Origin of the sequence: Variovorax raffinosi (genome assembly GCF_051216615.1) — a bacterium.
Lineage (GTDB): Bacteria > Pseudomonadota > Gammaproteobacteria > Burkholderiales > Burkholderiaceae_C > Variovorax.
Genome location: NZ_JBPJZR010000008.1, coordinates 260,698 through 287,007 on the forward strand (window position 1 = coordinate 260,698; position 26,310 = coordinate 287,007).

Below are 26,310 nucleotides of genomic sequence, written 5' to 3' on the forward strand. Positions count from 1 at the left end.
ACGTCCTACGCGCCCTGACAGACCGATCCAAAATGCCGCCACATGTCATTTCTCCAGATCGAAGACGCTGAGCCCGTTTCACTGAGCCCCACGCTCGTGGTCGAGGACGATCCGGCGATGCAGGAGCGCCTGCGCTACGTGCTCTCCACGCTCGGCTGCGACGAGCAGAGGATCGCCGTTACCGACAGCGTGGCCGGGGCCAAGCTGCTGCTGGAAGAACATTACTACGGGCTGGTGCTGGTCGACATCGGCCTGCCGGACGGCAACGGCGTGGAGCTGATCAACTGGTTGCAGACCCGCCGCCCGGGTGTTCCCGCGGTGGTCATTTCCGCCTGGCGGACCGAAGAAATCATCTTTGCGGCGCTGCGCGCCGGCGCCATCGGCTACCTGCTCAAGGAACGCGACGACCTCGAACTGAGCATCGCGCTGCGCAGCATCGAACAGGGCGGCGCATCGATCGACCCCTCCATTGCGCGCCGCATCATCGCGTGGCTCGCGACCACGCAGGGCCCGGCACATGCGGTCGCCGCGCTGCCCGACGACAGTGGCGCCACGCCCCCCGTCCCGGCGCCGACCACGGCCCTGACGCCGCGGGAACGCAAAATCCTCGAACTGGTGGCGCAAGGGCTGAGCAACCGCGACATGGCCGAGACGCTGTCGATCTCCAGGCTGACCGTCGAATGCCACACCAAGAACATCTACCGCAAGCTGGCCGTCAACTCGCGCACCGAGGCTGTCTTTCAAGGGCGAAAGCACGGCTTGCTGCGCTGATCGGCGCCTGCTTCCTTTTTTTCTCCTTTCTTCTTGCCGCAGCCGGCACGGCGCAGGCACAGCCGGCGCCCGAACTCCATGTCGAGGCCGCGCGCGGCACCGGCTGGGGCGACACCGCGCCGCCCGCCGATGGCTGGGCACCCGTATCGCTGCCCGACAGCTGGGACACGCGCTGGCCCGACTTCGACGGCGTGGTCTGGTACCGGCTCACCTGGGACCAGCCGGCGCCGGTCGGCGAAGCCGGCCTGCTGCTGCACTACCTCAACATGGCCGGCGAGGTGTCGCTCAACGGCGTGCCGATCTCGCGCGACGACAGCCTGGTCGAGCCGCTCACGCGCGGCTGGAACACGCCGCGCTACTGGCTGCTGGCACCGCCGCTGCTGAAGGCCGGCACCAACACGCTGCTGGTGCGCGTGTCGGGCCTGTTCGCCTACCAGGCGGGACTGGGGCCGGTCAGCCTGGGCACGCCGGCCGCGATGCAGGCCGAGTTCGATCGCGAGCGCGTCATGCGCCACGACCTGCAGGTGCTGGGCCTCGCGGTGAGCGCCGCCGTCTCGGCCTTCTTCGCCGCGCTGTGGGTCTTGCGCCGGCGCGAGACCGCGTACGGCTGGTTCGCCGTGATGTCGGTGCTGTGGCTGCTGTTCGGCTACAACCAGATCGCGACCAGCCCCTGGCCCTTTGCCAGCAACCACAGCTGGCAGGCGATGAACACGTCGCTGCTGCTGGTGTTCGATGTGTCCTACATCATCTTCGCGCTGCGCTTCTGCCAGCGGCGCATGCCGCGCCTGGAGGCGGTTGCGCTGCTGGTGGCCGCGGCCGGCGTGCTCGACCTGTGGACCGCGAGCGGCCCCGCGCTGACCACGCACCGCGCCATCTGGACGCTGGTGGGCGGCCTGACGGTCATCGCGGTGAACAGCAGCTCGATCATTCACGCCCTGCGCCACCGCGACAGCCCGATGCGCTCGCTCGCGCCCTTCATGGCGGTGTCGGCGGTCACGGCCGGGCACGACCTGCTGGCGTTCACGCAGGTGATCGACAGCAACATCTACTACACGACGATGTCGTCGTATGTGCTGCTGCTGGGCATGGCCCTGACGCAGGCCGCGCGCTTCGTGCAGAGCCTCAAGCGCATCGAGAACTTCAACCACGAGCTGATCGAGGAAGTGAACGCCGCCAAGGCAGAGTTGGCCGACACACTCGCGCAGCAGCACGCGCTGGCGCTGACGCATGCGCGCATCGGCGAGCGCGTCAGCCTCGTGAGCGACCTGCACGACGGGCTTGGCGGCATGCTGGTCGGCAGCATCGCGACGCTGGAGCGCCGGCCCGAAGACCTGTCGGCACCGCAACTGCTCGCCATGCTCAAGAGCCTGCGCGACGACCTGCGGCTGATCATCGACGCCACCGGCCATAGCGACGGCGCCCTCGCCTTCGGCGAGCTGCTGGTGCCGCTGCGCCACCGCATCTCGCAGTTGCTCGACGCCAACGGCATCGACTGCCGCTGGCAGGTGTCGGGCGTCGACACGCTGGAACTCTCGCCCTCGCACAGCCTGGAGTTGCTGCGCTTCCTGCAGGAGGCGCTGACCAATGTGCTCAAGCACAGCGCAAGCCGGCGCGTGGACGTGGCCGTGCGGCGCGCGGATGGTGAGCTTCAGCTCAGCGTGCGCGACGACGGGCGCGGCTTTGCGGTCGATGCGGTGAACAAGGCCGACGGCGCGGGCCTGCGAAGTTTGCGGGCGCGCGCGCGGCGACTGGGGGCCGAGTTGCTGCTCGACTCGCGGCCTGGCGACACGCAGGTGGCGCTGCGGATGCCGCTTTCGCCCGTGGCCTGAACGCGCGGGCCTAAAGTTCCAGCACCAGCCGCTCGCCTTCACAGGCCCGCGAGCAGCACGCCATCATCTTGGTGTTGGCATCGCGCTCCGACCGGATCAGCACCACGTCGCGGTGGTCGACCTTGCCGGACAGCACGCGCACTTCGCACGAGCCGCACAGGCCTTCTTCGCAGTCGCTCTGCACATCGACGTTCGCGGCGCGCAATGCCGACAGCAGGGTCTGGTCGGGCGGCACGTTGATGACGAGGCCGGAGTCTTTCAGTTCCACCTCGAAGGCATGCTCCTTCGACGGGTCCAGCGTCGCAAGGGTCGACTCGAAATGCTCGACGCGCAAGGCGCCTTCCGGCCATGCGGCGCAGCAGGATTCGAGCGCTTCGAGCATGCGCAGCGGGCCGCAGGCGTAGACCTGTGCGCCGGGCACCGGCTTGCCGAGCAATGCCTGCAGGTCGTTGCGCCGGCCTTCATCGCCCGCATGCACATGCAGCCGATCACCGTGCAACGCGGCCAGTTCGTCGAGCAAGGCCATGCTCGCGCGGCTGCGGCCGCTGTAGTGCAGTTCGTAGTCCATGCCCAGCGCCTTCGCGCGGCGTGCCATCGCGCTCACCGGCGTGATGCCGATGCCGCCGGCGATGAAGATGGCCTTCTTCAGCGATTCATCGAGCCGGAAGTGATTGCGCGGGCCGCGAATGCGCAGCCTGTCGCCCACCTTCACATGGCCGTGCACCCAGGCCGAGCCGCCACGGCCTTGCGGCTCGTGCAGCACGGCGATCTCCAGCACGCCGGCTTCGTCGGGGTCGCCGCACAGCGAATACTGGCGCGACAACTCGGGCGTGCCGCACTCCACGTCGATGTGCGAGCCGGCGGTCCAGCGCGGCAGCGGCTTGCCGTCGGGCGACACCAGGCGCAGCCTGACGATGCCTTCGGCCACCGGCGTCACGCGCTCGACCACCACCGGCCGCGCGATCGCGCCGCGCGACGGCTCGCCGATGCGAACCGGCACTTGCACGTCGCGCAGGCCGGCGTTGTTTCGTTCGGGGTTGGCGGCCGGGTCCCATTCGACGAGCAGGTGCTCCGGCCCGCGGAAAGACGTGTTCGGCACATAGCTGAAGCGCTGCTCCGACAGCCGCATGTGCGGCAGCCGCCGAGTGAACTCTTCCAAAAAGATCTGCATCTCCATGCGCGCGAGGTTCTTGCCCATGCACTGGTGCGAGCCGTAGCCGAAGGTCAGATGGTCGCTGGCGTTGTCGCGGCGGATGTCGAACAGGTCGGCATCGGCAAAGTGCCCTTCGTCATGGTTGGCCGACGAGGTGACGATCAGCAGCCGCGAGCCGGCCGGCAGGTCGACACCGCCCACCTGCGTGTCGGTCGTGACGAGGCGGCGCCATGCGGCCACCGAGCCGTTGTGGCGCAGGCATTCTTCGACCGCGTTGGGAATGAGCCCCGGGTCTTCGCACAGCTCCCGCCACACCTGCGGGTGCTGCAGCAGCAGCTTCATCGCGTTGGCGGTGGCGTTGGCCGTGGTCTCGTGCGCGGCCACGATGCCGGCCATCATCATCGAGTGCAGGTACGAGTCGGTCACCACGTCCGGCTGCAGCATCTGCTTGCGGATGCCGTACTGCATCCAGCCGGGCGCATCGGGGTCTTGCCGCATCTTGTCGAGCACCTTGCCGGCGTACTGCCAGAAGTTGCCCACGGCATGCGCCACGGCCACCTGTTCTTCGGGCTTGGGGCGGCCCCAGGTGTTGACGGTGTGCGCAATCGAATACTTGCGCAGGGTGTCCATGTCTTCCTCGGGCACGCCGAGAAAGTGCAGCGCCACCGTGAGCGGAATTTCCCACAGCATCTGGTCGACAAGGTCGGCCTTGCCGTCGTCGATGAAGCGGTCGACGTAGCTGCGGGCCAGCTCGCGCACCATCGGCTCGTGGTGCTTGAGTTCTTCGGGCGTGAACGGGTCCATCAGCGCGCGGCGGCGCGGCATGTGGGCCGGCTCGTCTTCGTTCACCAGCGTGCGGTTCAGCGCGAAGCCGTAGCTTGCGAGCACCGCGTTGGCTTCCTCGCCGGTGGGCGTGATCTTCTCCAGCGCGTTCGACGGGCTGAAGGTGATGTTGTCGCGAAACACCGCCTTGATGTCCGCATAGCGCGTGATCACCCAGTAGCCCAGCTTCGGGCTGTAGAAGATCGGCTCCTGCTCGCGCGCCCAGCGCACGTACTCGGGCGGATCCTGCTGGTAGCCGTCCTCGAAGGGATCGAAGCCGGCGGCGCGCTGGCTCACGGGGCAGCCGGTGGGCGTGCGCTCGGCGGAGAGCGGGCCGTGCGCAACAGGGCAGCCGGAAGCGCGCGAAGGGGTGGCGGTGTCGGGCATGGCGGTGTCGGGTCAGTCGAGCGTGATCTTCAGGTCGCGAATCAGCTTGTGCCAGCGCGTGGTTTCGCTCTTGAGCAGTTGGGCGTATTGCGCGGGCGTGTTGCCCACGGGCTCCACGCCGAAGTCGACCATGCGCGTGCGCACCGCCGGCTCGTTGATGGCCGCGACGATCTGGCGGTTGAGCGTGTTCACCACTTCCGGCGGCGTGGCCGAGGGCACGACCACGCCGACCAGCGCGGCGGCCTCGACGTTCTTGTAGCCCAGCTCGGCGAAGGTGGGCACATCGGGCAGTTGCGGCAGGCGCGTCGGGTTGGCCACGGCCAGCGCGCGCACCTTGTTGCCCTTGATGAAGCCGGCGCCCGCGGCCAGGTCGACCATCATGGCCGGCAGTTGCCCGCCCACCACGTCGGCCAGTGCCGGCGCCGCGCCGCGGTACGGCACGTGAACCATGAACAGGCCCGCTTCCACCTTCAGCAGTTCCATCGCCAGGTGGTGCGGGCTGCCCGCGCCAGCCGACGCGTAGTTGATGCCGCCGGGCTTGGCCTTCGCCTGGGCGATGAAGTCCTTGGCCGTGGCAAAGCCGGAGTTGGTGCCGACCACCAGGATCATCGGGAACTTGCCCATCAGCGTGACGGGCGCCAGGTCTTTGGTGGGGCTGTAGCTCAGCGACTTGTAGAGCGCAGGGTTGAAGACCAGCGTGCCGTTGTCGGCCGACAGGATCGTGTAGCCGTCGGCCGGCGCGCGCGCGGTTTCCGAGGCGGCCAGGGCGGTGTTGCCGCCGGGCTTGTTGTCCACCAGCACCGGTTGCGCAACCTGCGTGGCCAGCGTCTGGCCGACCGTGCGCGCCAGGAAGTCGGAGCCGCCGCCGGCCGCATAGGGAACGATCCAGCGGATCGGCTTGGCCGGATAGGTCTGCTGCGCCCCGGCGCTGGCCGCGACGACAAGGGAAAGGACCGCGAGGCCGCCGGCAATCTGCTTCTTCATGGGGTGTCTCCGCATCGGATGTTGTGTATTGCGTAAGTATCATACGCATTGCGTAATCATGATTTGCGGGTTTACCCTTGTGCCCGAGCGGCCCGGCGCGACCGATCCAAGCACCTAACATGCAGGCGACATGAGCCCTTCTTCTCCTCCCGAATCCCCGGCCGCGCCGGCTACAACCCGTGAACGGCGCCAGCGCGTCCAGGCCGCCGAAACCGGCATGGCCGTGCTGAAGGGGCTGGCGCATCTCGGCGGACGCAGCAGCCTGACGGCCCTGTCCACCCACGTGGCCGAAAGCCCGGCCAAGGTGCACCGCTACCTGGCGAGCCTGATGGAAGAAGGCCTGGTGCTGCAGGACGCCGCCTCGCAGCACTACTACCTGGGCACCGAAGCCATCCAGATCGGGCTGGCGGCCATGCGGCAGGCCGACCCGATCCGCGCGGCCGAGCCCTGCCTGATCCGCCTGCGCGAATCGCTGGAGGTGACCTGCTTCATCGCGGTCATGGGCAACAAGGGCCCGACCATCGTGCGTTTCGAGGAGCCGGGCCTGCCGGTCACGGTGAACGTGCGCGCCGGCTCGGTGATGTCGATGCTGTGGTCGGCCACCGGCCGCGCGTTCCTCGGCCTGCTCGACGAATCGCGGGTGCTGGCGCTGGCCGAGCAGGAACTGGCCGCCGCCACGCCCGACATGCGCGCCACGCTCGACGCGGCCGACCCCATCGGCCAGTTGCGCCGCGACGTGCAGAAGGCGCGCTGCGCCAGCGTGAAAGACACCTACCTGCGCGGCATCAGCGCCGTGGCGGCGCCGGTGTACGACTATGCGGGCCGCGTGTGCGCCGTGCTGACGGCGCTGGGTGCCACGGGCGGTTTCGATCCGGCCATCGATGGGCCGATCGCCATGGCCGTGCGGCGGGAAGCCCAGGCCACGAGCGCCATCCTCGGCGCCCGCACCTGAGACTTACAAAGCGGGATCAGTCGGCCCAGACCACCGCGCCGCTCCACGCCGTGGCCAGCACCACGATGCCGAAGGCGATGCGATACCAGGCGAACGGCACAAAGCTGTGGCTGCTGATGTAGCGCAGCAGCCAGCGCACGCACAGCCAGGCGCTGATGAACGAGAACACCAGGCCCACCGCGAACAGCGGCAGGTCGGCCATCGACAGCGCCGCGCGCTCCTTGTAGACGCTGTACACGCCCGCGCCGATCAGCGTGGGAATGGCCAGGAAGAAAGAGAAGTCGGTCGCCGCCTGGCGCGAGAGGCCCAGCAGCATGCCGCCGATGATGGTCGAGCCGCTGCGGCTGGTGCCCGGGATCATCGCGAAGCACTGCACCAGGCCCACCTTGAGCGCATCCCACGGCGTCATGTCGTCCACGTGCTCGACACGCACCGAGCCCGGTGGCCGCTTCTCGGCCCACAGGATGATGAAGCCGCCGATGATGAAGGTGCTGGCCACCACGGTCGGAATGAACAGGTGCGCCTTGATGACCTTGCCGAACAGCAGGCCCAGCACCACCGCCGGCAGGAAGCCGATGAAGATGTTCAGCGCCAGGCGCTGCGCCTTGGGCTGCCTGGGCAGCGCCACCACGGTGGAGCGGATCTTCTGCCAGTACACCAGGATCACCGCGAAGATCGCGCCGGTCTGGATGGCGATCTCGAAGACCTTGCCCCGGTCGTCGCCGAAGCCGCCGAGCAATGAGCCCGCAAGAATCAGATGGCCTGTCGACGAGATCGGGAGAAATTCAGTCAGCCCCTCCACGATGCCCATGATGGCGGCCTTGACCAGCAAAACGATGTCCACGCGTACTCCTTGAAAGAGCGGCAATTATCGCGATGGCACTGGTCAGGTGACGTTCAGGTGCAGACCGTGAACCGACACATCCGGCCCGCAAGATACCCAGTTCAGGTGATGTTCGGGCGTGACGCATTGACACATATTTCAGAGTGACGATTCATCTGCATCCGAAGGAGTCTTGCAATGCGAACGTTCACCGCCGGGGATGGGCATGAAGAGCATGTATCGACCGCCGATGACCACGGCGAAGACCGCCGCAAGAACGCCCTGGAGCTCGAAGCCGACCAGCGCGCCGCAATGAAGCGGGTGGCCGAGGCCACCGGCGCCTCCGCCCACGAGCTGCAGCAACTGATGCAGCGCCTGCTCGACATCGACCGTTCGGGCACGAGCGCCGGCATCGTCGCGCAGGGCCACATCGCCGCCGACCGGATGGAATCGGCCATGCAGGCGCTGGACCTGGGCGACGGCAGCGTGGCCGGGCAACGGGACGACGCGATCCAGAGCATCGACTTCTGGCTGCTGGAGCCGCTCGATCCGGCGCACGACAAGAAGTGGTACGCCCGCTGGAAGTTCTGGAGCTTCATCCTGGGCGCGTCCTGCCCCGAAGCCTCGCTCACCCTGCAAGGCCTGGCCCTGCGGCCGAGCGAGCCGGGCGATGCGCATGCCGACCTGGTGGCCAAGGCACGCAAGGTGCTGGAGAGCTGGCGCCGCACTTCCGAGCCGCTGTTCTGGGCGGCCGTCGAATGCTATGTGCGGCGGCATTCGTTCTCGCTCGAAACGCAGGCCTATCTGCTGCACTGCATCGCGGCCGTGTTCGGCGGCGACAACATGAAGCTGTCGAACGCGCAGAGCGAACAGCTCACCGGCATCCTGGCCGGCACTTACTGCGATGCGCTCGGCACCTCGGCCAGCCTGCCTTCGTCGGACATCTACCGCCGGCTGTCGCAGGGCCTGGAAGCCACCGACCGCGAGAGCGGCCTCACGCGCATGCTGGGCCGTGGCGACGCGGCGCAGATCGCGATGACCGCGCTGTTCTCGATCATCGACAGCCCGACCCCGTCAGCCGCCCGCTGAACCCGGGGTCGTGCGCCGGCGCAGCGCGCGCACGGCGCTGTCGACGGTGGTCAGCACCGACAGGCCGCTGGCCTGCGCGCAGGCATCGCGCGCCCGCGCCATGCTGAATTGGGCCAGCGCGATGCGCGTGCAGCCGCGCTCGCGCAGCGCTGCGGCCTGCGCTGCAATCAACGCATCGTGCCGCTGCGTGTCGCCGGCGTTCAAGGCATCGAGCGCGCCTTCGGCCAGGGCCGACTCGAGCGCCGTGCCGGCCGGGAACTCGGGCGGCATCGAGGCCAGCGTGGGCGCGAAGGTGGCGATCAGCCCGAGCCTGCCGCCCTGCTCTTGCGTTGCTTCCTCGACCATCGCCTCGTTGGGCTTGAGCACCGGAATGCCCGCATGCTGGCGCGCCACGGCCTCGATGCACGGCCCGAAGGCCGAGCAGGTGAAGAGGATGCCCTGCGCCCCGGTGTCTACCGCGTACTGCGCCAGCCGCTGGAAGCGCTCGTGCATCGCCGCGTCCAGCCCGCGTCCGTTGCGGGCGAGGTCGGCCGAAAGGCTGTCGTCGAGCAGGTTCATGCGCAGCGCCTGCGGCCAGTCGCGCGCAAAGGCTTCGTTGATGGGCGCGACGGAATGCGAAAGCGCGTGGATCAGGGCGATGCGTGTCATGGAACGAGCAGCTCAGATGCCCTTGGACGACGGGTTGGCAAACGCATCCTTCGTCTCGGCATTGAGCGGGTAGTTGATGTTGATGCCCTTGGGCGGAATCGGCGAGGTGAACCACTTGGCATAGAGCTTTTCCATCTCGCCCGACTTCATCATGCCCGACACCACGCGGTCGACCAGCGCCTTGAAGGCCGCATCGTCCTTGCGGAACATCAGCGACTGGTTCTCGGTGCGCAGGCTCTCGCCGGTGATGATGAAGTCCTTCGGATTGCGCGCATTGGCGATCTGTCCGGCCAGCAGGATGTCGTCGAGCACGAAGGCCTGTGCGCGGCCGCTTTCGACCAGCAGGAACGAGTCGCTGTGGTCCTTGCCGGCAAGGTTGTTCACTTCGAGGCTGCGGCCCCGGTCGGCCTCGCGCAGCAGGCGGAACGAAGTGGTGCCGCTGGTGGTGGCCACCGTCTTGCCCTGCAGGTCGGCAATGCTCTTGATGCCCGAATCGGCCTTGACCAGCATGCGCACGTTGTAGCGGAAGATGTCCGGCGAAAACGCCACCTGCTTCTGGCGATCGATCAGGTTGGTGGTGGAGCCGCATTCGATGTCGACCGTGCCGTTCTGCACCAGCGGGATGCGGTTGGCCGAAGTCACGGCCTGGTACTTGATCTCGATGGCCGGCATCTTCAGCTCGGCCTTGGCCGCCTCGACGATGCGGTTGCAGATCTCGATGCTGTAGCCCACCGGCTTGAGGTTGCCGTCGAGGTAGGAGAAGCCGAACGACGACTCGCGGTAGCCGAAGGTGATGCTGCCGCTGGCCTTGACCTTGGCGAGCGTGTCGTTGTCCTGGGCCCGCGCGGCCGCATGCGGCAACAAGAGGACGAAGGCGACCGCGAGAGCGGCAGCACCGAAGGGAATCGGCAGACGAAGCTTGGGCATGGAAGCGCTCCTGGGAACGGCAGTTGAAGAAACGGGGGGTCGACGAATTCGTGCGGCGCTCAGCGCGCGGCGGAACGCGTGACCGCATCGATGGAGGCCGCCAGGCGTGCGGCGATCTCCTGCAGGTCTTGCCGCGTGGCAATGAAGGGCGGCGCCAGCAGCACGTGGTCGCCCTGCCGGCCATCGACCGTGCCGCCGAAGGGGTAGCACAGCAGGCCGCGCGACATGGCGTCTTTCTTGACTGCGGCGTGCAGCTTCAGCGCGGGATCGAAAGGCGCCTTGGTTGCGCGGTCGGCCACCAGCTCGATGCCCCAGAAGAAGCCACGGCCGCGAATGTCGCCCACATGCGGATGCGCGCCCAGCGCCTCGGCCAGCATCGCGCCGAAGGCAATGCCGTCTTCGCGCACCTTGGCGACGAGGCCGTCGCGCCGGATCACCTGCTGCACCGCGAGCGCCGCGGCGCAGGCCATCGGATGGCCGAGGTAGGTGTGGCCGTGCTGGAAGAAGCCGCTGCCCTTCGACATGGCCTCGACGATCTTGCCCTGTGCCAGCACCGCGCCGATCGGCTGGTAGCCGCCGCCCAGTCCCTTGGCGACGGTCATGAGGTCGGGCACCACGCCCTCCTGCTCGCAGGCGTGCAGCGTGCCGGTGCGGCCCATGCCGCACATCACTTCGTCCAGGATCAGCAGCACGCCGTACTTGTCGCACACATCGCGCACTGCCTTGAAGTAGCCCGGCACCGGCGTCAGCACGCCGGCGGTGGCGCCGCCGACGGTCTCGGCCACGAAGGCGATCACGCGGTCGGCGCCTTGCGCCACGATGGCGGCCTCCAACTCGGCCGCAAGACGCAGACCGTATTGCTCGGCGCTTTCGTCGGCGCGCTGCTCGCGGTACGGATAGCACGGCGACACATGCGTGGCCGGCACGAGGATCGGCGCGAAGGGCTCGCGGCGCCAGGCGTTGCCGCCCACCGCCAACGCGCCCAGCGTGTTGCCGTGGTAGCTCTGGCGGCGCGCGATGAAATGCGTGCGCTGCGGCTGGCCGATCTCGACGAAGTACTGGCGCGCCATCTTGAGCGCCGCCTCCACTGCCTCGGAACCGCCGCTCACCAGGTACACATGACTCATGCCCTCGGGCGCCGAGCCGATCAGTTCGTCGGCCAGTTGCTCGGCCACTTCGCTGGTGAAGAAGCTGGTGTGCGCATAGGCGAGCTTGTCGATCTGGGCGTGCATGGCGGCCAGCACCTCGGGGTGTGCATGGCCGAGCGACGACACGGCGGCGCCGCCCGATGCATCGAGGTATTCGCGGCCCTCGGCATCGCGGATGAACATGCCGTGGGAGCCGGCGGCAACAGGCGGCGTCTGGCGAAGGTGGCGGTGAAAAACATGCGTCATGGCGAAGAAATCCCGGAACAGATCGTGGAACTAACGTTTCGGTCGAATTATTATTTGGAACATTTGTTCCGTCAACTGTTCCATGTCGGCCGCTCCGGTACATTCGTTCCAACGACAGCCAGAAAAGAGACACCGCCATGGGCGCCAGAGACCAGATCCGCCAGCGTTTCAACGAACTGAGCCCCGCGCTGCAGCAGGTGGCGCGCTACGTGCTCGACCATCCGAACGAGGTGGTCACCGGCTCGATGCGCAACGTCGGCACGCGCGCGCAGAGCACGCCCGCCACGCTCGTGCGCTTTGCGCAGCACCTGGGGTTCGAGGGCTGGCCGCAGTTGAAGGAATCTTTCGCCGCCGACATGGGCCTGGGTTCCGAGACTTACGGCGTGCGCGCCAAGCAACTGGTCGGCCGCGCCAAGGACCAGACCCTCGCGGGCGAAATGTTCGAGGTGCAGCGCCGCAACCTCGAAGCCACGCACCGGCAGAGCGAGCAGGCGCTGCAGAAGGCCTGCGCGCTGATCGAGAAAGCGCCGGCCGTGCACGCCGCGGGCTTCAGGGCCTGCTTTCCGATCGCCTTTTCATTCGTCTACGTGTACCGGCTGTTCCGCACCAGCGTGCACCTGGTCGACGGCCAGGGCGGCTCGCTGGAGATGCAGCAGCGCGCCTTTGCCAAGGGCGACGCGCTGGTGGTCGCGAGCTTCGCGCCCTACTCGCGCGAGGCGCTGCAGGTGACGCAGGCGGCAAAGGCGGCGGGCTGCCGCATCGTCGCCATCACCGACAGCGTGACATCGCCGCTGTCGCTGCTGGCGGACGAAACCCTGCTCTTCACAATCCACAGCCCATCGTTCTTTCCGTCGATCGCCGCCGGCGTGGCGGTGACGGAAGCGCTGGTCGAGTTGCTTGCGAGCCGCGCGGGCAAGCCGGTGATCCGGCGCATCGACCAGGCCGAGGCGCAGTTGTTCGAATCGGGCGCCTACCTGATGGCGCCGGTGGCGCGCGGCGACTGATCCGGCGCCTCAGGCCAGCGCGCGCGTGCGGCCGGCCTTCTGGCGCAGGCTGCTGACCAGCAGGTCGCGGTTGGCGGTGATGTGCGAGCGCATCGTGCCTTCGGCCACATCCGCCTCGCGCTGGCCCAGCGCCTCGACGATGCGCCGGTGTTCTTCCAGGGCGTTGCGGGCATGTTCGAGCCGGCAGGGCAGCATCGATGCCTCGCGGTTGTGCGGCCGCAGCTTGCTGTCGAAGATGATCGGCAACTGGCAGGCCCGGTCCACCGCCTCGGTCAGCCAGCGGTTGTCGGCCAGCGCCAGCAGCTTGCGATGGAATTCGAGGTTCAGGTCGTGCCAGAGCATGACGTGGGCATCGGTCCACTCCTCGCCATGCAGCAGCGCGTGCTGCTCCTGCAGCATTTCGGCCAGCCGCTTCTGCGCGGGGTCGTCCAGCCCGCGCTCGCCAATCAGGCGGCAGCTCATGCCTTCCAGCGTGGCGCGCAGGCTGTAGGCGTCGAACACGTCCTTGGCGTCGAAGCGCCGGACCTGAAAACCCCGTTGCGGGTGATAGACCAGCAGCCCCTCGTCGGCCAGCCGCGCCATCGCACCGCGCACAGGGGTGCGCGACACGCCGAACTCGTTGGCCAGCGTGATCTCCATCAGGTGGGCACCGGGCGCAATGACGCCATCGAAGATGCGGGCACGCAGCATGTCGGCCACGGACAACGCGCGCGTCCGGGAGGGATCTGGGGGGTTCATCGAAGGTCGGAAACGGGGGCGGCCGGAATCAGGCCGCGCGGATGTTACGGCTCAGGATCGGCGCGTCATATCCCCGATTTCCGTAAAAAAGAGTTTTCGGACTTTTTCGAGTATTACGGAGAATTTCTTAACATTTACTAACACGTGTAAGTTAAAACACTGTAGTTCGCTTACACGGAGCGCCCCAGGGCGGTGCGCGCGCGGTCAAACCGGGGGTGCCCGCTCCGGAACCCTGAAGGCCCGGCGCGGGTCCAACCGCTGTCGCGGCGCCTTGTCGCGACAGGAGGTAATGACCATGAAGCAAGTGAAGCACTGGCAAGACCCCGTCAACGCCGTGGCCGGCGTATGGCTCGTCGTCTCGCCCTGGGTCCTGGGCTTTCAGGACCTGACGCCCGCGATGTGGACGATGGTGGCGACCGGCATCCTGCTCGGCGCCGTGGCGCTTGGCGCGACCTTCGTGCCGCGCCAATGGGAAGAGTGGACCGAGGTCGCGCTCGCCGCCTGGCTCGCGGTTTCGCCCTGGGTGCTTGGCTTCCGTTCGACGGAAGCAGCACTGGTCAACGCGGTGCTCGTGGCCGCGGTGATCCTGGTGCTCGCGCTCTGGGTGCTGGTGACCGACAAGGACTACCTCGGTCACGCCATTGACCGTCCGGCGCACTGAGCCGGCGTGCCATGAAACAGGGCCCCGCGCGCAGCCGGCGGCTGGGCTCCGGGGAACGGGCGCAAGCATCGTCCGTCCCCTCTTTATTTCTCAGGGCTTGGGCTGCTGGGAGGCAGAAGGCTGTTGCTGCGTCGCCGCCTGCGTTTCGCCGTCCATCCACCCGGCCTGCCAGCCGCCGCCCAGCGCCTGAATCAGCGCGACGGCGGCCGTCTGGCGGTTGAGTTGCACCTGCACCAGCGTGCGCCGCGCGCTCAGCGCGGCGACCTGGGCCGTCACCACATCCGTGTAGGCCACCTGCGCCTCGCGGTAGCGGTTGAGCAATTGCTGCTCGGTCTTGTTGGCCGCCTCGGAGGCTTCGCGGTACATGCCCTCCTGCTGGGCGAGCGTGGCGCCGGTGGTGAGCTGGTCTTCCACGCCCTGGAAGGCGGCCAGCACCGTCTGGCGATAGCGCGCCACGCTGGCGTCGTAGCTGGCCTTGGCGGCATCGACGCTGGCACCGATGGCGCCCGCATCGAACACCACCTGCGCCGCCGACAGTCCCAATGACCACAGCGTGTTGGGGGCGCTGAAAAGACTGCCCACCCGGCTGGCGTTGCTGCCGATGGACGCGCTGAGGTTGAAGCTCGGGAAGTAGGCCGAGCGCGCAATGCCGATCTGCGAATTGGCGGAGGCCACCGCGCGCTCTGCCGCCGCGATGTCGGGCCGGCGCTGCAGCAAGGTCGTGGGCACGCCGGTCGGGATGCCGGGCACCGTCTGCGTCCAGGGCGCGGCTGTCAGGTTGAAGTCGGCCGGCGCCGCGCCCACCAGCACGGCAATCGCATGTTCCAGCGTGGCGCGGGTGCGCACCAGCGTCAGGCGGGTGGCGCGCGCATTGGCCAACTGGGTCTGGGCCTGCAGCACGTCGGTCTGCGCGGCAATGGCGGCGTTGTAGCGGTTGCGCGTGATCTCGAAGGCGCGCTCGTAGCCCTTGATCGTTTCATCGAGCAGCCCGATTTCGACATCGGCTTCGCGCAGCGACAGGTAGTTGGTCGCCAGGTCGCCGATGGCCGACAGCCGCGCCGATGCCAGGTCGGCCTCGGAGGCCTGTGCGTTGGCCGACGCGTTGTTCACCGACTCCCGCAGCCGGCCCCAGACATCGGGCGCCCAGGTGGCGCCGAGCGAGGCCGAGAACGCATTGGTCGGGCTGGTGTCGTCACCGCCCGTGCGCTTGCCGGAACCATTGAGCGCCACCGACGGGAACAGCGCAGCGCGCTGCCCCCGCACCAGCGCCTGGGCGTTGGCGTAGTTCGCGACCGCCGCCGCGATGTTCTGGTTCGACACCTGCACGCGCGCGGCCAGATCGTCGAGCGTCGGGTCACCGAACAGCTTCCACCATTCGCCACGGTCCAGCGCATCGGCCGGCGCGGCCGGCAGCCAGCCTTCGGCGGCCTTCTGTTCCTTCCAGTAGGTGGGCGAGGCGCTGGCGGGCAATTGGTAGCGCGGGCCGACGCTGCAACCGGCAAGCAAGGCGGCCAGGGCGAGCGCCGAAAGCGCGAGGCGGCGCGGGCTCGAACGGGAGAGGGAAAGCAGTGCGTTCATGGCGGTGTTCTCAGGCATTCGTGGCACGGCCCAGTTCGTTTTCGTGGGCGCCGCGGCGGCGCAATTTGTCGAGCAGCAGGTAGACCACCGGCGTGGTCAGCAGCGTCAGTAACTGGCTGGCGATCAGCCCGCCGATGATGGCCACGCCCAACGGCCGGCGCAGCTCGGCGCCCTCCCCGAAGCCGATGGCCAGCGGCAGCGCGCCCAGCGCTGCCGCCAGCGTGGTCATCAGGATCGGCCGGAAGCGCAGCAGGCAGGCTTCGCGCACCGCCTCCAGCGGCGCAAGGCCACGCGAGCGCTCGGCCTCCAGCGCGAAGTCGATGATCAGAATGGCGTTCTTCTTCACGATGCCGATCAGCAGGAACACGCCGATGAGCGCAATGATCGAGAACTCCATGCGGAACATCAGCAGCGCCAGCACCGCGCCCACGCCGGCCGACGGCAAGGTCGAGAGCACGGTGATCGGGTGCACCAGGCTTTCATAGAGGATGCCCAGCACGATGTAGATCACCACCAGCGCGGCCAGGATCAGGATGGCCTGCTGGCTCTGCGACTGCTGCGCGCTCGCCGCCGTGCCCGAGAACGAACCGCGCACGTTGGTGGGCATGCCGATGTTGGCCTCGGCCTTGGCGATGGCTTCGCGCGCGTCGCCCAGGTTCGCGCCTTCCACGAGGTTGAACGACACCGTCGTTGCCAGTTCGCCGTCTTCATGGCTGACCGACGTGGCGACCGAGTTCTCGAAGAACTTCGCCACGGCCGACAGCGGCACGAGGCTGGTGGCCGTGTTGCTCAACACATTGCCCGAAGAAGCGTTGCGCAATCCGGGGTTGGCGGAAACCGGCACCGCCGTGCTCGCGGCGGCGGACGTGCTTGCCCCCGACTTGCTGCCGGAGGTGGCGGAGTTGGCGGTCGTTGTGGTGGCCGCGACCTGGGTGGTCACGGCCTGCCCGGCAACGAACACCGTCTTGGTCGCGGGCACGTACACGTCGCTCAGCGCATTGGGGCTGAGCGTGTAGCGCGGCGCCCATTCCATCACCACGTGGTACTGGTTCAGCTCGGTGTAGATGGTCGCCACCTGGCGCTGGCCGAAGGCGTTGTAGAGCGCGTTGTCCACCGCCGTGGAGGTCAGGCCGAGCCGGCGCGCGCTGTCGGGGTCGACCTGCGCCATCATCTCGACGCCGTTCTCGCTCTGGTCGGTGTCGATGTCGGCCAGCACCGGTTGCAGCTTCATCTCGTCGGCCAGCTTGGCGGCCCACACGCGCAGGTCGGCCAGGCTGTCGCTCTTGAGCGTGTACTGGTAGGTGGAATTGCTGGAGCGGCCGCCCGATCGCACGTCCTGCACCGTTCCCAAAAACACGCGCAGGCCGGCCACCTCGTTGAGCTTGGGCCGCAGCCGTGCGATGACGGCAAGGCCGCTGTCCTTGCGCTGGTTGGCCGGCTTGAGGTTGACGAACATGAAGCCGCCGCCCGCGCGGCTGCCGCCGGTGAAGCCCACCACGGTGTCGACCGCTTCGTCGGCGCGGATGATGTCGACCACCTCACGCAGCTTCGCGGCCATGGCTTTGGACGAAATGCTCTGGTCGGCGCGCAGGCCGCCATTGAGCTGACCGCTGTCCTGCTGCGGAAAGAAGCCCTTGGGCGCGGCGCTGAACAGGTAGACGTTGAGCCCCACCACCGCCACCAGGACCAGCATGACCAGCCCCTTGTTGTCGAGCGCCCAGTCGAGGCTGGTCTCGTAGCGCTTGAGCACCCAGTCGTAGCTGCGCGCCGCCGCGCGGCCGAAGCGGCCCTGCGGCTTGTTCTTGTCGTGCTCGCCGCCGGGCTTGAGCAGCCACGCGCACATCATGGGCGTGGTGGTCAGCGAGATCACGAGCGAGATCATCACGGCAGCCGACAGCGTGACCGCGAACTCGCGGAACAGCCGCCCCACCTGCCCGCCCATGAACAGCAGCGGAATGAACACCGCCACCAGCGACACGCTGATCGACAGCACGGTGAAGCCCACTTCCTTGGCGCCCAGCAGCGCCGCCTTCATGCGCGACATGCCGGACTCGATGTGGCGGCTGGTGTTTTCGAGCACCACGATGGCGTCGTCCACCACGAAGCCGGTCGCCACCGTGAGCGCCATCAGGCTCAGGTTGTTCAGGCTGAAGCCCAGCAGGTACATCACGCCGAAAGTGCCCAGCAGCGCCGCCACCGTGGCCACGGCGGGCACGATGGTCGCGCGCACGCTGCGCAGGAACAGGCTGACCACCAGCACCACCAGCAGCACCGAGATGACCAGCGTCAGCTCAACCTCGCGCAGCGAGCCGCGGATGGAGTTGGTGCTGTCCGACGCGACCTGCAGCGTCACGTCGGGCGGCAACTGGGCCTGCAGTTCGGGCAGCAACGCGCGCACGCTGTCCACCGTTTCGATGATGTTGGCCGAGGGCTGGCGCGTGATCAACACGATGATCGCGGGCTCGCCGTTGAACAGGCCCAGCGTGCGCGTGTCTTCCACGCCGTCGATCACCTCGGCCACGTCCTGCAGCCGCACTGCCGCGCCGTTGCGCCAGGCCACCACCATCGAGGCGTAGTCGCTGGCGCGCAGGGCCGGCGTCTGCGTGTAGATCTGCAGCTTGCGGCCCTCGCCCTGCACCATGCCCTTGGGCCGGTTGGCGTTGGAGGCCTGGATCGCGGCGCGCACGTCGTCGGTGCTGATGCCGTAGCGGCTGAGCGCAAACGGCAGCAGCTCGACGCGCACGGCGGGCAGCGAGCCGCCGCCGATTTCGACGTCGCCCACGCCGTCCACCTGCGACAGCCGCTGGCTCACGATGTTCGACACCGCGTCGTAGATCTGGCCCGGCGTCTTGGTCTTGGACGTGAGCGCGAGGATGATGACCGGCGACGCCGCCGGGTTCGCCTTGCGGTAGGTCGGGTTGCTGCGCAGCGTGGCCGGCAGGTCGACCCGGCTGGCATTGATGGCGGCCTGCACTTCGCGCGCGGCGCCGTCGATGTTGCGGCTCAGGTCGAACTGCAGCGTGACGCGCGCGGTGCCGACCGCGCTCGTCGAGGTCATTTCGTTGACGCCGGCGATGGTGCCGAGGTGGCGCTCCAGCGGGGTGGCCACGCTGGTGGCCATGGTCTCGGGGCTGGCGCCGGGGATGGCGGCGCTGACTGAGATGACTGGGTAGTCGACCTGGGGGAGCGGGGAGACTGGGAGGACGAAGAAGGCGGCTATGCCGGCCAGTGCTACGCCGATTGTCAGCAGGACTGTGCCTATGGGGCGTTTGACGAAAGGGAGCGAGAGGTTCATCTTTGCGCTCCTTGCGGAGGGCAGAGGCTCGGTCCCTGCGGGTCTTGCGCTTCTTGCGAAGAGCGGAGGCCGGGTCTCGCCCCGGCAGGCGACCTACTTTTCTTTGCTTCGCCAAAGAAACGTAGGCAAAAGAAAGGCGACCCCACTGTCTGCGACCCCTGCGCTTCGCTACGGGGCAACCTGCGGTGCTCACGTTTCGCGGGGTCCGCAGAACTCGCTTCGCTCAAACAGCTGCGGCCCTGATCCGCGAAACGCTCCGCTCCTCGGCGCAGCCAGAGGGGGGTTGGATACCGAACGAGCCATCGCTTCGCTCGGCTCGGGCTCCCTCTCCCCTTGGGGAGAGGGTTGGGGTGAGGGCCGACGGCGCAGGAACACCGCCTTGCCTGGATGAAAGCCGATGCCCTCACCCCCGCTCTCTCCTCAAGGGGAGAGGGAGTAAATCCCAAGGCCGAGCGAAGCGAAGGCCCGAACGAAACCAAAGGCCGAGCGCAGCGATGGCCCGAAGGATTCCCCTCCCTTCTGGCTGCGCCGAGGAGCGCAGACGCCGGTGGGATCAGGGCCGCAGCTGTTTGAGCGAAGCGAGTTCTGCGGACCCCCACCGGCGTCGAGCACCGCAGGTTGCCCGCAGCGAAGCGAAGGGTCGCAGACAGCAGGGTCGCCTTTTCTTTGCTTACTTTCTTTTGGCGAAGCAAAAGAAAGTGAGTCGCCCGCCGGGGCGAGACCCGGCTCCGGGAAGAAAACGTCAAGCAAGGGAAAAAACGAATCAAACCGCCTCCTCCTCACCCACAACCCGCCGAGTACTCCCCCCACCCAGCCGATCAAAAGCCAGATAGATCACAGGCGTAGTGAACAGGGTCAGCAACTGGCTGACGATCAACCCGCCAAAGATCGCAAGCCCCAGCGGCCGCCGCAACTCGGCCCCATCGCCAAAGCTCAACATCAGCGGAACCGCCGCGAACAGCGCAGCCAGCGTCGTCATCAAGATCGGCCGAAACCGCAGCAACGCCGCCTGATGGATCGCCTCGCGCGCCGACTTGCCCTCGTTGCGCTCCGCATCGATCGCGAAGTCGATCATCATGATCGCGTTCTTCTTCACGATGCCGATCAGCAAAATGATGCCGATGATGCCGATCACCCCGAGGTCGTTGCCGGTGACCATCAGCGCCAGCAGCGCACCGACGCCCGCCGAAGGCAGCGTCGACAAGATGGTGAGCGGATGCACGTAGCTCTCGTAGAGCACGCCCAGCACGATGTACACGCAGACCACCGCCGCAAGAATCAGCCACAACTGGTTCGACAGCGATTTCTCATAAGCCCCCGAGGCTCCAAGGAAGGTCATGGTCACGCTGGTGGGCAACCCGATTTCCTTGGCCGCCGCGCGGATCGCATCGACCGACGTGCCGAGCGAAACACCCGGCGCCGTGTCGAAGTTCAGCGTGCTCGCCGGGTACTGCGCCACGTGCGTGATCTGCAGCGGCGCCTGCTGCTCGCTGATGTCCGCAATGGCCGACAGCGGCGTGGCCGTGCCGGAGCCGGCGATCAGGCTCAACTGCCCCAGCGTCTGCGGCGTGTTCACCATGCCGGGCATGGCTTCGAGGATCACGCGGTACTGGTTGGTCTCGGTGAAGATGGTCGAGACGATGCGCTGGCCGAAGGCGCTGTAAAGCGCGTCGTCCACCGTGCTCGCGGTGATCGACAGGCGCGCCGCGGTGTCGCGGTTCACGTTCACGAAAGCGGCCAGGCCCTGCGCGCCGGCATCGCTGCTCACGTTGCGCACCTTGTCTGATTCCTGCAGCTTCGCCACGAGCTTCTTCATCCACGAGGTGATCGCCGCGCTGTCCACGCCTTCGAGCGACACGCGGTATTCGGTCGGGCCGGTCTCGGCGTCGATGGTCAGGTCCTGCGTGGGCTGCAGGTAGAGCGTGACGCCCGCCACCTCGCGCACGCGCTCGCGCAGCCGGTCCATGATCTGCTGCTGGTTGCCGTGGCCCGACTTGAGGTTGATGAGCATGCTGCCGGTGTGCAGCATGGTGTTGTTGGCGGCATCCACGCCGACGAAGGAACTGAGGTTCTCGACGTCGGGGTCTTCGAGCACGGCCTTGGCCGCCGCCTGCTGCAACTGCGACATGCGGTCGAAAGACACGTCCTGCGCCGCCTGCACGCGGGCCTGCAACTGGCCGGTGTCCTGCGTGGGAAACAGCCCCTTGGGAATCGTGAGGTACAGCACCACGGTCAGCACCATGGTGAGCAGCGCCACCAGCAAGGTGAGCGGCTGGTGCTCGATCACCCAGTGCAGCGAGCGGTCGTAGCGCACCATGACGCCATCGAAGAAACGCTGCGCGCGCGCGCCGAAGCCGGTGCCGCCGGGCTCCTTCTTGGGCTCGTGCTTGAGCCAGCGCGCCGACATCATCGGCACCAGCGTGAGCGACACCACGGCGGAGATCAGGATGGTGATGGCCAGCGTCACCGCGAACTCGCGGAACAGGCGGCCCACCACGTCGCCCATGAAGAGCAACGGAATCAGCACCGCGATCAGCGACACCGTCAGCGAGATGATGGTGAAGCCGATCTGCGTCGCGCCCTTGAAGGCGGCCTGCATGGGCTTTTCGCCCTCCTCGATGTAGCGGGCGATGTTCTCGATCATCACGATCGCGTCGTCCACCACGAAGCCGGTGGCGATGGTCAGCGCCATCAGGCTCAGGTTGTTCAGGCTGTAGCCCAGCAGGTACATCAGGCCGAAGGTGCCGATGAGCGAGATGGGTACCGCGATGCTGGCAATGACGGTGGCGCGCAGGCTGCCGAGGAAGGCAAAAATCACCAGCACCACCAGCACCACGGCCAGCACCAGCTCCATCTCGACGTGCTGCACCGAGGCGCGGATGCCGGCGGTACGGTCGCTCAGCACCTCGATCTTCAGGCCGGCGGGAAGGCCCGCCTGCAGTTCAGGCAACTGGGCCTTGATGGCGTTGACGGTGGCGATCACGTTGGCGCCGGGCTGGCGCTGCACGTTCAGCACGATGGCCGGCGTGAGCTGGCTGCTGCCGCTGGCCTTGCTGCCGGACCAGGCGCTGAGCTGCGTGTTCTCGGCGCTGTTGACCACCTGCGCCACATCGACCATGCGGATCGGCGCGCCGTTCTTGTACGAGACGATCAGTCTCTTGTAGTCGTCGACCGTGACCAGCTGGTCGTTCGAGTTGATCGTGTACGCGCGCTTGGGGCCGTCGAAGCTGCCCTTGGCGCCGTTGGAGTTGGCAGCGCTGATGGCAGTGCGCAGCGTGTCCAGGCCGATGCCGTTGGCAGCCAGCGCCTGCGTGTTGGCCTGGATGCGAACGGCCGGGCGCTGCCCGCCGCTGAGCGACACCAGCCCCACGCCCGAGACCTGGCTGATCTTCTGCGCGAGCCGCGTGTTGACGAGGTTCTGCACATCGGTCAGCGGCAGCGTGTCGGAGGTGATGGCCAGCGTGAGCACCGGCGCGTCGGCCGGGTTGACCTTGGCGTACACCGGCGGCGCCGGCAGGTCGGCCGGCAGCAGCGAGCCGCCGGCGTTGATGGCGGCCTGCACCTCTTGCTCGGCCACGTCGAGCGTCTGGCCGAGCGAGAACTGCAGCGTGATGATCGACACGCCCGCCGCGCTGGTCGAGCTCATGCGGTCCAGGCCCGACATCTGGCCGAACTGGCGCTCCAGCGGCGCGGTGACGGTGTTGCTCATCACCTCGGGGCTGCCCCCGGGGTAGAGGGTCTGCACCTGGATGGTCGGGTAGTCGACCTGCGGCAATGCCGACAGTGGCAGGAAGCGAAACGCCACCAGGCCGGCCAGCACGATGGCGACCATCAGCAGCGAAGTCGCCACCGGTCGAAGAATGAACGGACGTGAGGGGCTCATCGGTGGCAGCGCTTTCGGCGAACCTCAGCGCATCGTGCCGCCGGATGCGGCAGGCGGCGTGCCCGGCCGCACGACCGGGGCGGCTGGCGGAACGGAAGCGCCGGACTGGTTGGGTTGCACGGCGGGGGCTTCGCCGCCGCCCGAGCCCGAACCACCGGAACCCGCCGAGGCACCTGCCGCGCCCGCACCACCCGCACCGCCTTCGCGGCGGCCCGCGCCGCCACTGCCGTTGGCACCGCGCTCACCGCGATGCCCGCCGCCACGTCGCGCGCCCGATGCGGCACCCGAGGCCGGCGTGGCCGGCCGCTCCACCGAGGTCTGCACGCGCGCACCGTCCTTCAGCCGGTCGCCGCCTTCGGTCACGACCCGCTCGCCGGACTCCAGCCCGGACATGATCGCCACGTTGTCCACGCTGGACTCGCCGCGCTTGACGGGGCGTTGCGACACGGTGTTGTCGCTGTTGATCACATAGACATAGTCGCCGTTGGGTCCGTGCCGCAGCGCCGTGACCGGCACCACCACCGCGCTGTCGACGGTGCGCAGCAGCAGCCGCAGGTTGACGAACTGGTTCGGGAACAGGCCGTTGTCGGCGTTCGAAAAACGGGCCTTGGCCTTGACGGTGCCGGTCTGCGTATCGACCAGGTTGTCGAGCGTGGCGAACATGCCCTTGGCGAGCCGGCGCGTGCGCGTGCGGTCGAAGGCCGTGGCGTCGAGCTGGGCGCCCTGCGCAAGACGCTCCTGCACCTCGGGCACGCGGTCTTGCGGAATGGCGAACTCGACGTCGATCGGCATGATCTGGGTGATGGTGGCCACGCCGCCGGTGGCACCGGTCGTGATGTAGTTGCCCGCGTCCACCGGCCGCAGGCCGATGCGCCCGCTCACCGGTGCGGTGATGCGGCTCCATGTCAGGTTGAGTTTGGCCGTGCCCTCGTTCGCGCGGTCGATGGCGACCGTGCCTTCGAGCTGCTTGACCAGCGCGGCCTGCGTGTCCACGTCCTGCCGCGCGATGGAGTCCTGCCCGAGCAGGGTCTGGTAGCGCTTGAGCGTGACGCGCGCCGCATCGAGCGAGGCCTCGTCGCGCAGCCGCGCGCCCGTGGCCTGTGCCAGCGCATTCTGGAAAGGCTGCGGGTCGATGGTGGCCAGCACGTCGCCCTTCTTGACCATCTGCCCTTCCTGGAACAGCACGGCCGTGAGCACGCCCGACACCTGCGGCTGCACCGTGACATTGGCCAGCGGCGTGACCGTGCCCAGCGCTTCGAGCTGGACCGGAATGTCGGCCCGCGTGGCCGTGGCCGCACCGACCGTGCTGGAAGCCGCACCGCCCGCGGCACCGCCACCGCCGCGCCCACCGGGCCCGCCCGCGCCGGGACCACCCGGACGGCCGCCGCCCGGACCCCCCGGGCCACCCACGCCGGCCACCGGCGTCTTGGAACGCTGGATCAGGTACCAGGCACCGGCCCCCAGTGCCGCGAGCAGCAGCAAGGTCAGCAGGGTCCCGACCCAGCGGCGTCTGCGCACCGAAGGATGTGTGGGAGACACGTTGGCGGGCAGAGGATCGGGAGGGTTGTTGGAATCCATGGGCGGTGCGAGCGAGAGGGGCAGAGGTGCGACCTAGAGTACAGCGCCGAATGGTAGTCGCGCAGTTGGCTGCGCCGTAAAGCGGCGGTAAAGCTCCCGCCCCGAGGCCGCCGCGGGGCCACCGTTCGCGCCGCCCTGTGGCAACTGGCGCCGCCACAGGGCATTCCGTCGCACGCCGATGGCGGGCGGGGGTGGCCGCCGGCACAGTCCACCCCATCGCTTTTCGATCCTTCTTTTTTCAGCTTCCCTTCATCTTTCAACGGAGTGCCACCATGCTGATGCAAGTCATCCTCCATACCCCCAAGTGGGTGTTCGCCGTTCTCGTGCTGCTGGTCTGGCTGGGCGCCAAGCAGTTGCTGGCCAACAGCGTGAGCCTGAGCCGCGTCACGCTGATGCCGCTCATCATGGGCGGGCTGTCGGTGTTCGGCGTGATCTCGGCCTTCGGCGACTCCATCGGCGCCCTGCTCGGCTGGGCCGCTGCCGCGGCCGTGATGCTGGCCGTGCTGCTGCAACGCCCCCTGCCCGCCACCACCCGCTACGACGCGGCACAGCGCCGCTTCCACCTGGCCGGCACCCCCGTGCCGCTGATGCTGATGATGGGCATCTTCCTGACCAAGTACGTGGTGGGCGCCGCCCTGGCCATGCACCCCGAGCTGAACCACCAGGCCGCCTTCGCGGTGGTGGTTCCCACGGTGTACGGTGCCTTCACCGGTGTCTTCGCGGCCCGCGCCCTGCGCCTGTGGAAGCTGGCCATCGCGACCGACTCGATGGCGGCCGGCGCCCGCGCGGCCTAAGATCATTGCCCGGCCCCAGCTTCCAGGAACCGCCATGAACGTGCTCTTGCTGATCCTCAAGATTTCGGTCACGGTGGTGCTTGTCGCCTCGATCGCAGAGGCGCTGGTGCTCTCCTGGCGCAACGGCTGGCGCAGCTACGACTGGAAGGCGGCCGGCATCTCGGTGGTCGACTTCCTGGTGCGCGAATACCCGCTGCGCTGGCTGCTGCCGCTGGCCTTCTGGACCGGCGCCATGGACTGGTTCTACGCCCACCGCTTCTTCACGCTGCCGATGGACCACTGGAGCGGCTGGGCCGCCTGCTTCATCGGCCAGGAGTTCTGCTACTACTGGTACCACCGCGCGGCGCACCGGGTGCGCTGGTTCTGGTGCACCCATTCCATTCACCATTCGCCGAACCAGCTCAACCTGTCGGCCGCCTACCGCTTCGGCTGGACCGGCCGCCTCACCGGCACGCTGGCCTTCTTCATGCTGGCGCCGCTGCTGGGCATGCCGCCCCGGGTGGTGCTGCTGATGCTGACGCTGAACCTGCTGTACCAGTTCTGGATTCATGCGACCTGGATTCCGCGCCTCGGACCGCTGGAATGGATTCTGAACACGCCCTCGGCACACCGCGTGCACCACGCCTCGAACCTCGAATACCTCGACGGCAACTACGGCGGCGTGCTGATCGTGTTCGACCGCCTGTTCGGCACCTACATCCCCGAGCGCGCCGACCTGCCCTGCCGCTACGGACTGGTGAACCCGATCACCTCGAACAACCTGCTGGAGATCGAGTTCTCGCAGTGGCGCGCGCTGTTCCGCGACCTGGCCTCGGCCCGCTCGGTGCGCGCCTTCGTGGGCTACCTCGTCAAGCCGCCGGGCTGGCGGCCCGATGGCCCCGGCGAGACCACCGAAGAACTGCGGCAGCGCGCCGCGTCTTCTTCGTCGTCACCGGCACCCGCCGACATGCCGCACCTGTCCGGCGAACGCATCGCGGGCAACCAGCCCACCTGAAAACCT

Annotated in this window: 19 protein-coding genes; 8 read left to right on the forward strand and 11 right to left on the reverse strand. The window is 67.9% G+C overall.

Annotated elements, in window-relative coordinates:
* Positions 1-42 precede the first annotated feature (42 nt).
* Entirely contained in the window at positions 43-771 is a 729-nt protein-coding gene (locus tag ACSFB7_RS23720; protein WP_435474539.1) for a response regulator, read from the forward strand.
* Positions 681-2,600, forward strand: coding sequence for a sensor histidine kinase (locus ACSFB7_RS23725; RefSeq protein ID WP_435474541.1), 1,920 nt, complete (start codon positions 681-683; stop codon positions 2,598-2,600). Before ACSFB7_RS23720 ends, ACSFB7_RS23725 begins: the two co-directional genes overlap by 91 nt.
* 10 nt (positions 2,601-2,610) lie before the next feature.
* On the opposite strand, the gene ACSFB7_RS23730 is transcribed toward ACSFB7_RS23725, so the two are convergent.
* Together ACSFB7_RS23730 and ACSFB7_RS23735 are read right to left on the reverse strand one after the other, a co-directional pair.
* Entirely contained in the window at positions 2,611-4,962 is a 2,352-nt protein-coding gene (locus tag ACSFB7_RS23730) for a cytochrome P450/oxidoreductase (protein ID WP_435474542.1), read from the reverse strand.
* Positions 4,963-4,974: 12 nt separating this feature from the next.
* Entirely contained in the window at positions 4,975-5,946 is a 972-nt protein-coding gene (locus ACSFB7_RS23735) for a Bug family tripartite tricarboxylate transporter substrate binding protein (protein WP_435474543.1), read from the reverse strand.
* Between the two features lie 130 nt (positions 5,947-6,076).
* On the opposite strand from ACSFB7_RS23735, the gene ACSFB7_RS23740 reads away from it, so the two are divergent.
* Complete coding sequence (locus ACSFB7_RS23740) at positions 6,077-6,898, forward strand: IclR family transcriptional regulator (protein WP_435474544.1); 822 nt, start codon at positions 6,077-6,079, stop codon at positions 6,896-6,898.
* A 16-nt stretch (positions 6,899-6,914) separates the two neighbouring features.
* On the opposite strand, the gene ACSFB7_RS23745 is transcribed toward ACSFB7_RS23740, so the two are convergent.
* A complete protein-coding gene (locus tag ACSFB7_RS23745) occupies positions 6,915-7,742 on the reverse strand; it encodes an undecaprenyl-diphosphate phosphatase (RefSeq protein ID WP_435474545.1) in 828 nt (275 codons plus the stop codon).
* Between the two features lie 177 nt (positions 7,743-7,919).
* Between ACSFB7_RS23745 and ACSFB7_RS23750 the strand changes: the two genes are divergently transcribed.
* Entirely contained in the window at positions 7,920-8,810 is an 891-nt protein-coding gene (locus tag ACSFB7_RS23750; protein WP_435474547.1) for a hypothetical protein, read from the forward strand.
* On the opposite strand, the gene ACSFB7_RS23755 is transcribed toward ACSFB7_RS23750, so the two are convergent.
* The 3 genes from ACSFB7_RS23755 to ACSFB7_RS23765 are packed head-to-tail and all read right to left on the reverse strand — an operon-like array spanning position 8,796 to position 11,779.
* Positions 8,796-9,458: an aspartate/glutamate racemase family protein gene (locus tag ACSFB7_RS23755; protein ID WP_435474548.1), complete on the reverse strand. Its 663-nt coding sequence runs from the start codon at positions 9,456-9,458 to the stop codon at positions 8,796-8,798. The two genes, ACSFB7_RS23750 and ACSFB7_RS23755, sit on opposite strands and share 15 nt — an antisense overlap.
* A 12-nt stretch (positions 9,459-9,470) precedes the next feature.
* On the reverse strand, positions 9,471-10,385 hold the full coding sequence (locus ACSFB7_RS23760) for a transporter substrate-binding domain-containing protein (RefSeq protein WP_435474550.1): 915 nt from the start codon (positions 10,383-10,385) through the stop codon (positions 9,471-9,473).
* A 59-nt stretch (positions 10,386-10,444) separates the two neighbouring features.
* Positions 10,445-11,779 (reverse strand): aspartate aminotransferase family protein, encoded by a 1,335-nt coding sequence (locus ACSFB7_RS23765; protein WP_435474551.1) that lies wholly within the window; start codon positions 11,777-11,779, stop codon positions 10,445-10,447.
* Between the two features lie 137 nt (positions 11,780-11,916).
* On the opposite strand from ACSFB7_RS23765, the gene ACSFB7_RS23770 reads away from it, so the two are divergent.
* The gene (locus ACSFB7_RS23770) at positions 11,917-12,783 is read left to right on the forward strand and encodes a MurR/RpiR family transcriptional regulator (protein ID WP_435474552.1); all 867 of its coding nucleotides are present in this window, start codon (positions 11,917-11,919) and stop codon (positions 12,781-12,783) included.
* A gap of 9 nt (positions 12,784-12,792) precedes the next feature.
* Here the strand turns inward: ACSFB7_RS23770 and ACSFB7_RS23775 are convergent, their stop codons facing one another.
* Complete coding sequence (locus ACSFB7_RS23775; RefSeq protein ID WP_435474553.1) at positions 12,793-13,521, reverse strand: GntR family transcriptional regulator; 729 nt, start codon at positions 13,519-13,521, stop codon at positions 12,793-12,795.
* A 295-nt stretch (positions 13,522-13,816) separates the two neighbouring features.
* Between ACSFB7_RS23775 and ACSFB7_RS23780 the strand changes: the two genes are divergently transcribed.
* Positions 13,817-14,182, forward strand: a complete 366-nt coding sequence (locus tag ACSFB7_RS23780; RefSeq protein ID WP_435474554.1) for an SPW repeat protein — start codon at positions 13,817-13,819, stop codon at positions 14,180-14,182.
* Between the two features lie 90 nt (positions 14,183-14,272).
* On the opposite strand, the gene ACSFB7_RS23785 is transcribed toward ACSFB7_RS23780, so the two are convergent.
* The 4 genes from ACSFB7_RS23785 to ACSFB7_RS23800 all read right to left on the reverse strand — a co-directional run bounded on the left by ACSFB7_RS23785 (position 14,273) and on the right by ACSFB7_RS23800 (position 24,516).
* Positions 14,273-15,760, reverse strand: a complete 1,488-nt coding sequence (locus ACSFB7_RS23785; protein WP_435474555.1) for an efflux transporter outer membrane subunit — start codon at positions 15,758-15,760, stop codon at positions 14,273-14,275.
* A 10-nt stretch (positions 15,761-15,770) separates the two neighbouring features.
* The gene (locus ACSFB7_RS23790; RefSeq protein ID WP_435474556.1) at positions 15,771-19,055 is read right to left on the reverse strand and encodes an efflux RND transporter permease subunit; all 3,285 of its coding nucleotides are present in this window, start codon (positions 19,053-19,055) and stop codon (positions 15,771-15,773) included.
* Positions 19,056-19,818: 763 nt separating this feature from the next.
* A complete protein-coding gene (locus tag ACSFB7_RS23795) occupies positions 19,819-22,938 on the reverse strand; it encodes an efflux RND transporter permease subunit (protein WP_435474557.1) in 3,120 nt (1,039 codons plus the stop codon).
* Between the two features lie 24 nt (positions 22,939-22,962).
* Positions 22,963-24,516 (reverse strand): efflux RND transporter periplasmic adaptor subunit, encoded by a 1,554-nt coding sequence (locus ACSFB7_RS23800; protein ID WP_435474558.1) that lies wholly within the window; start codon positions 24,514-24,516, stop codon positions 22,963-22,965.
* Positions 24,517-24,788: 272 nt separating this feature from the next.
* On the opposite strand from ACSFB7_RS23800, the gene ACSFB7_RS23805 reads away from it, so the two are divergent.
* Positions 24,789-25,310 (forward strand): DUF6622 family protein, encoded by a 522-nt coding sequence (locus tag ACSFB7_RS23805; RefSeq protein WP_435474560.1) that lies wholly within the window; start codon positions 24,789-24,791, stop codon positions 25,308-25,310.
* A 34-nt stretch (positions 25,311-25,344) separates the two neighbouring features.
* Complete coding sequence (locus tag ACSFB7_RS23810; protein WP_435474561.1) at positions 25,345-26,304, forward strand: sterol desaturase family protein; 960 nt, start codon at positions 25,345-25,347, stop codon at positions 26,302-26,304.
* Positions 26,305-26,310 lie beyond the last annotated feature (6 nt).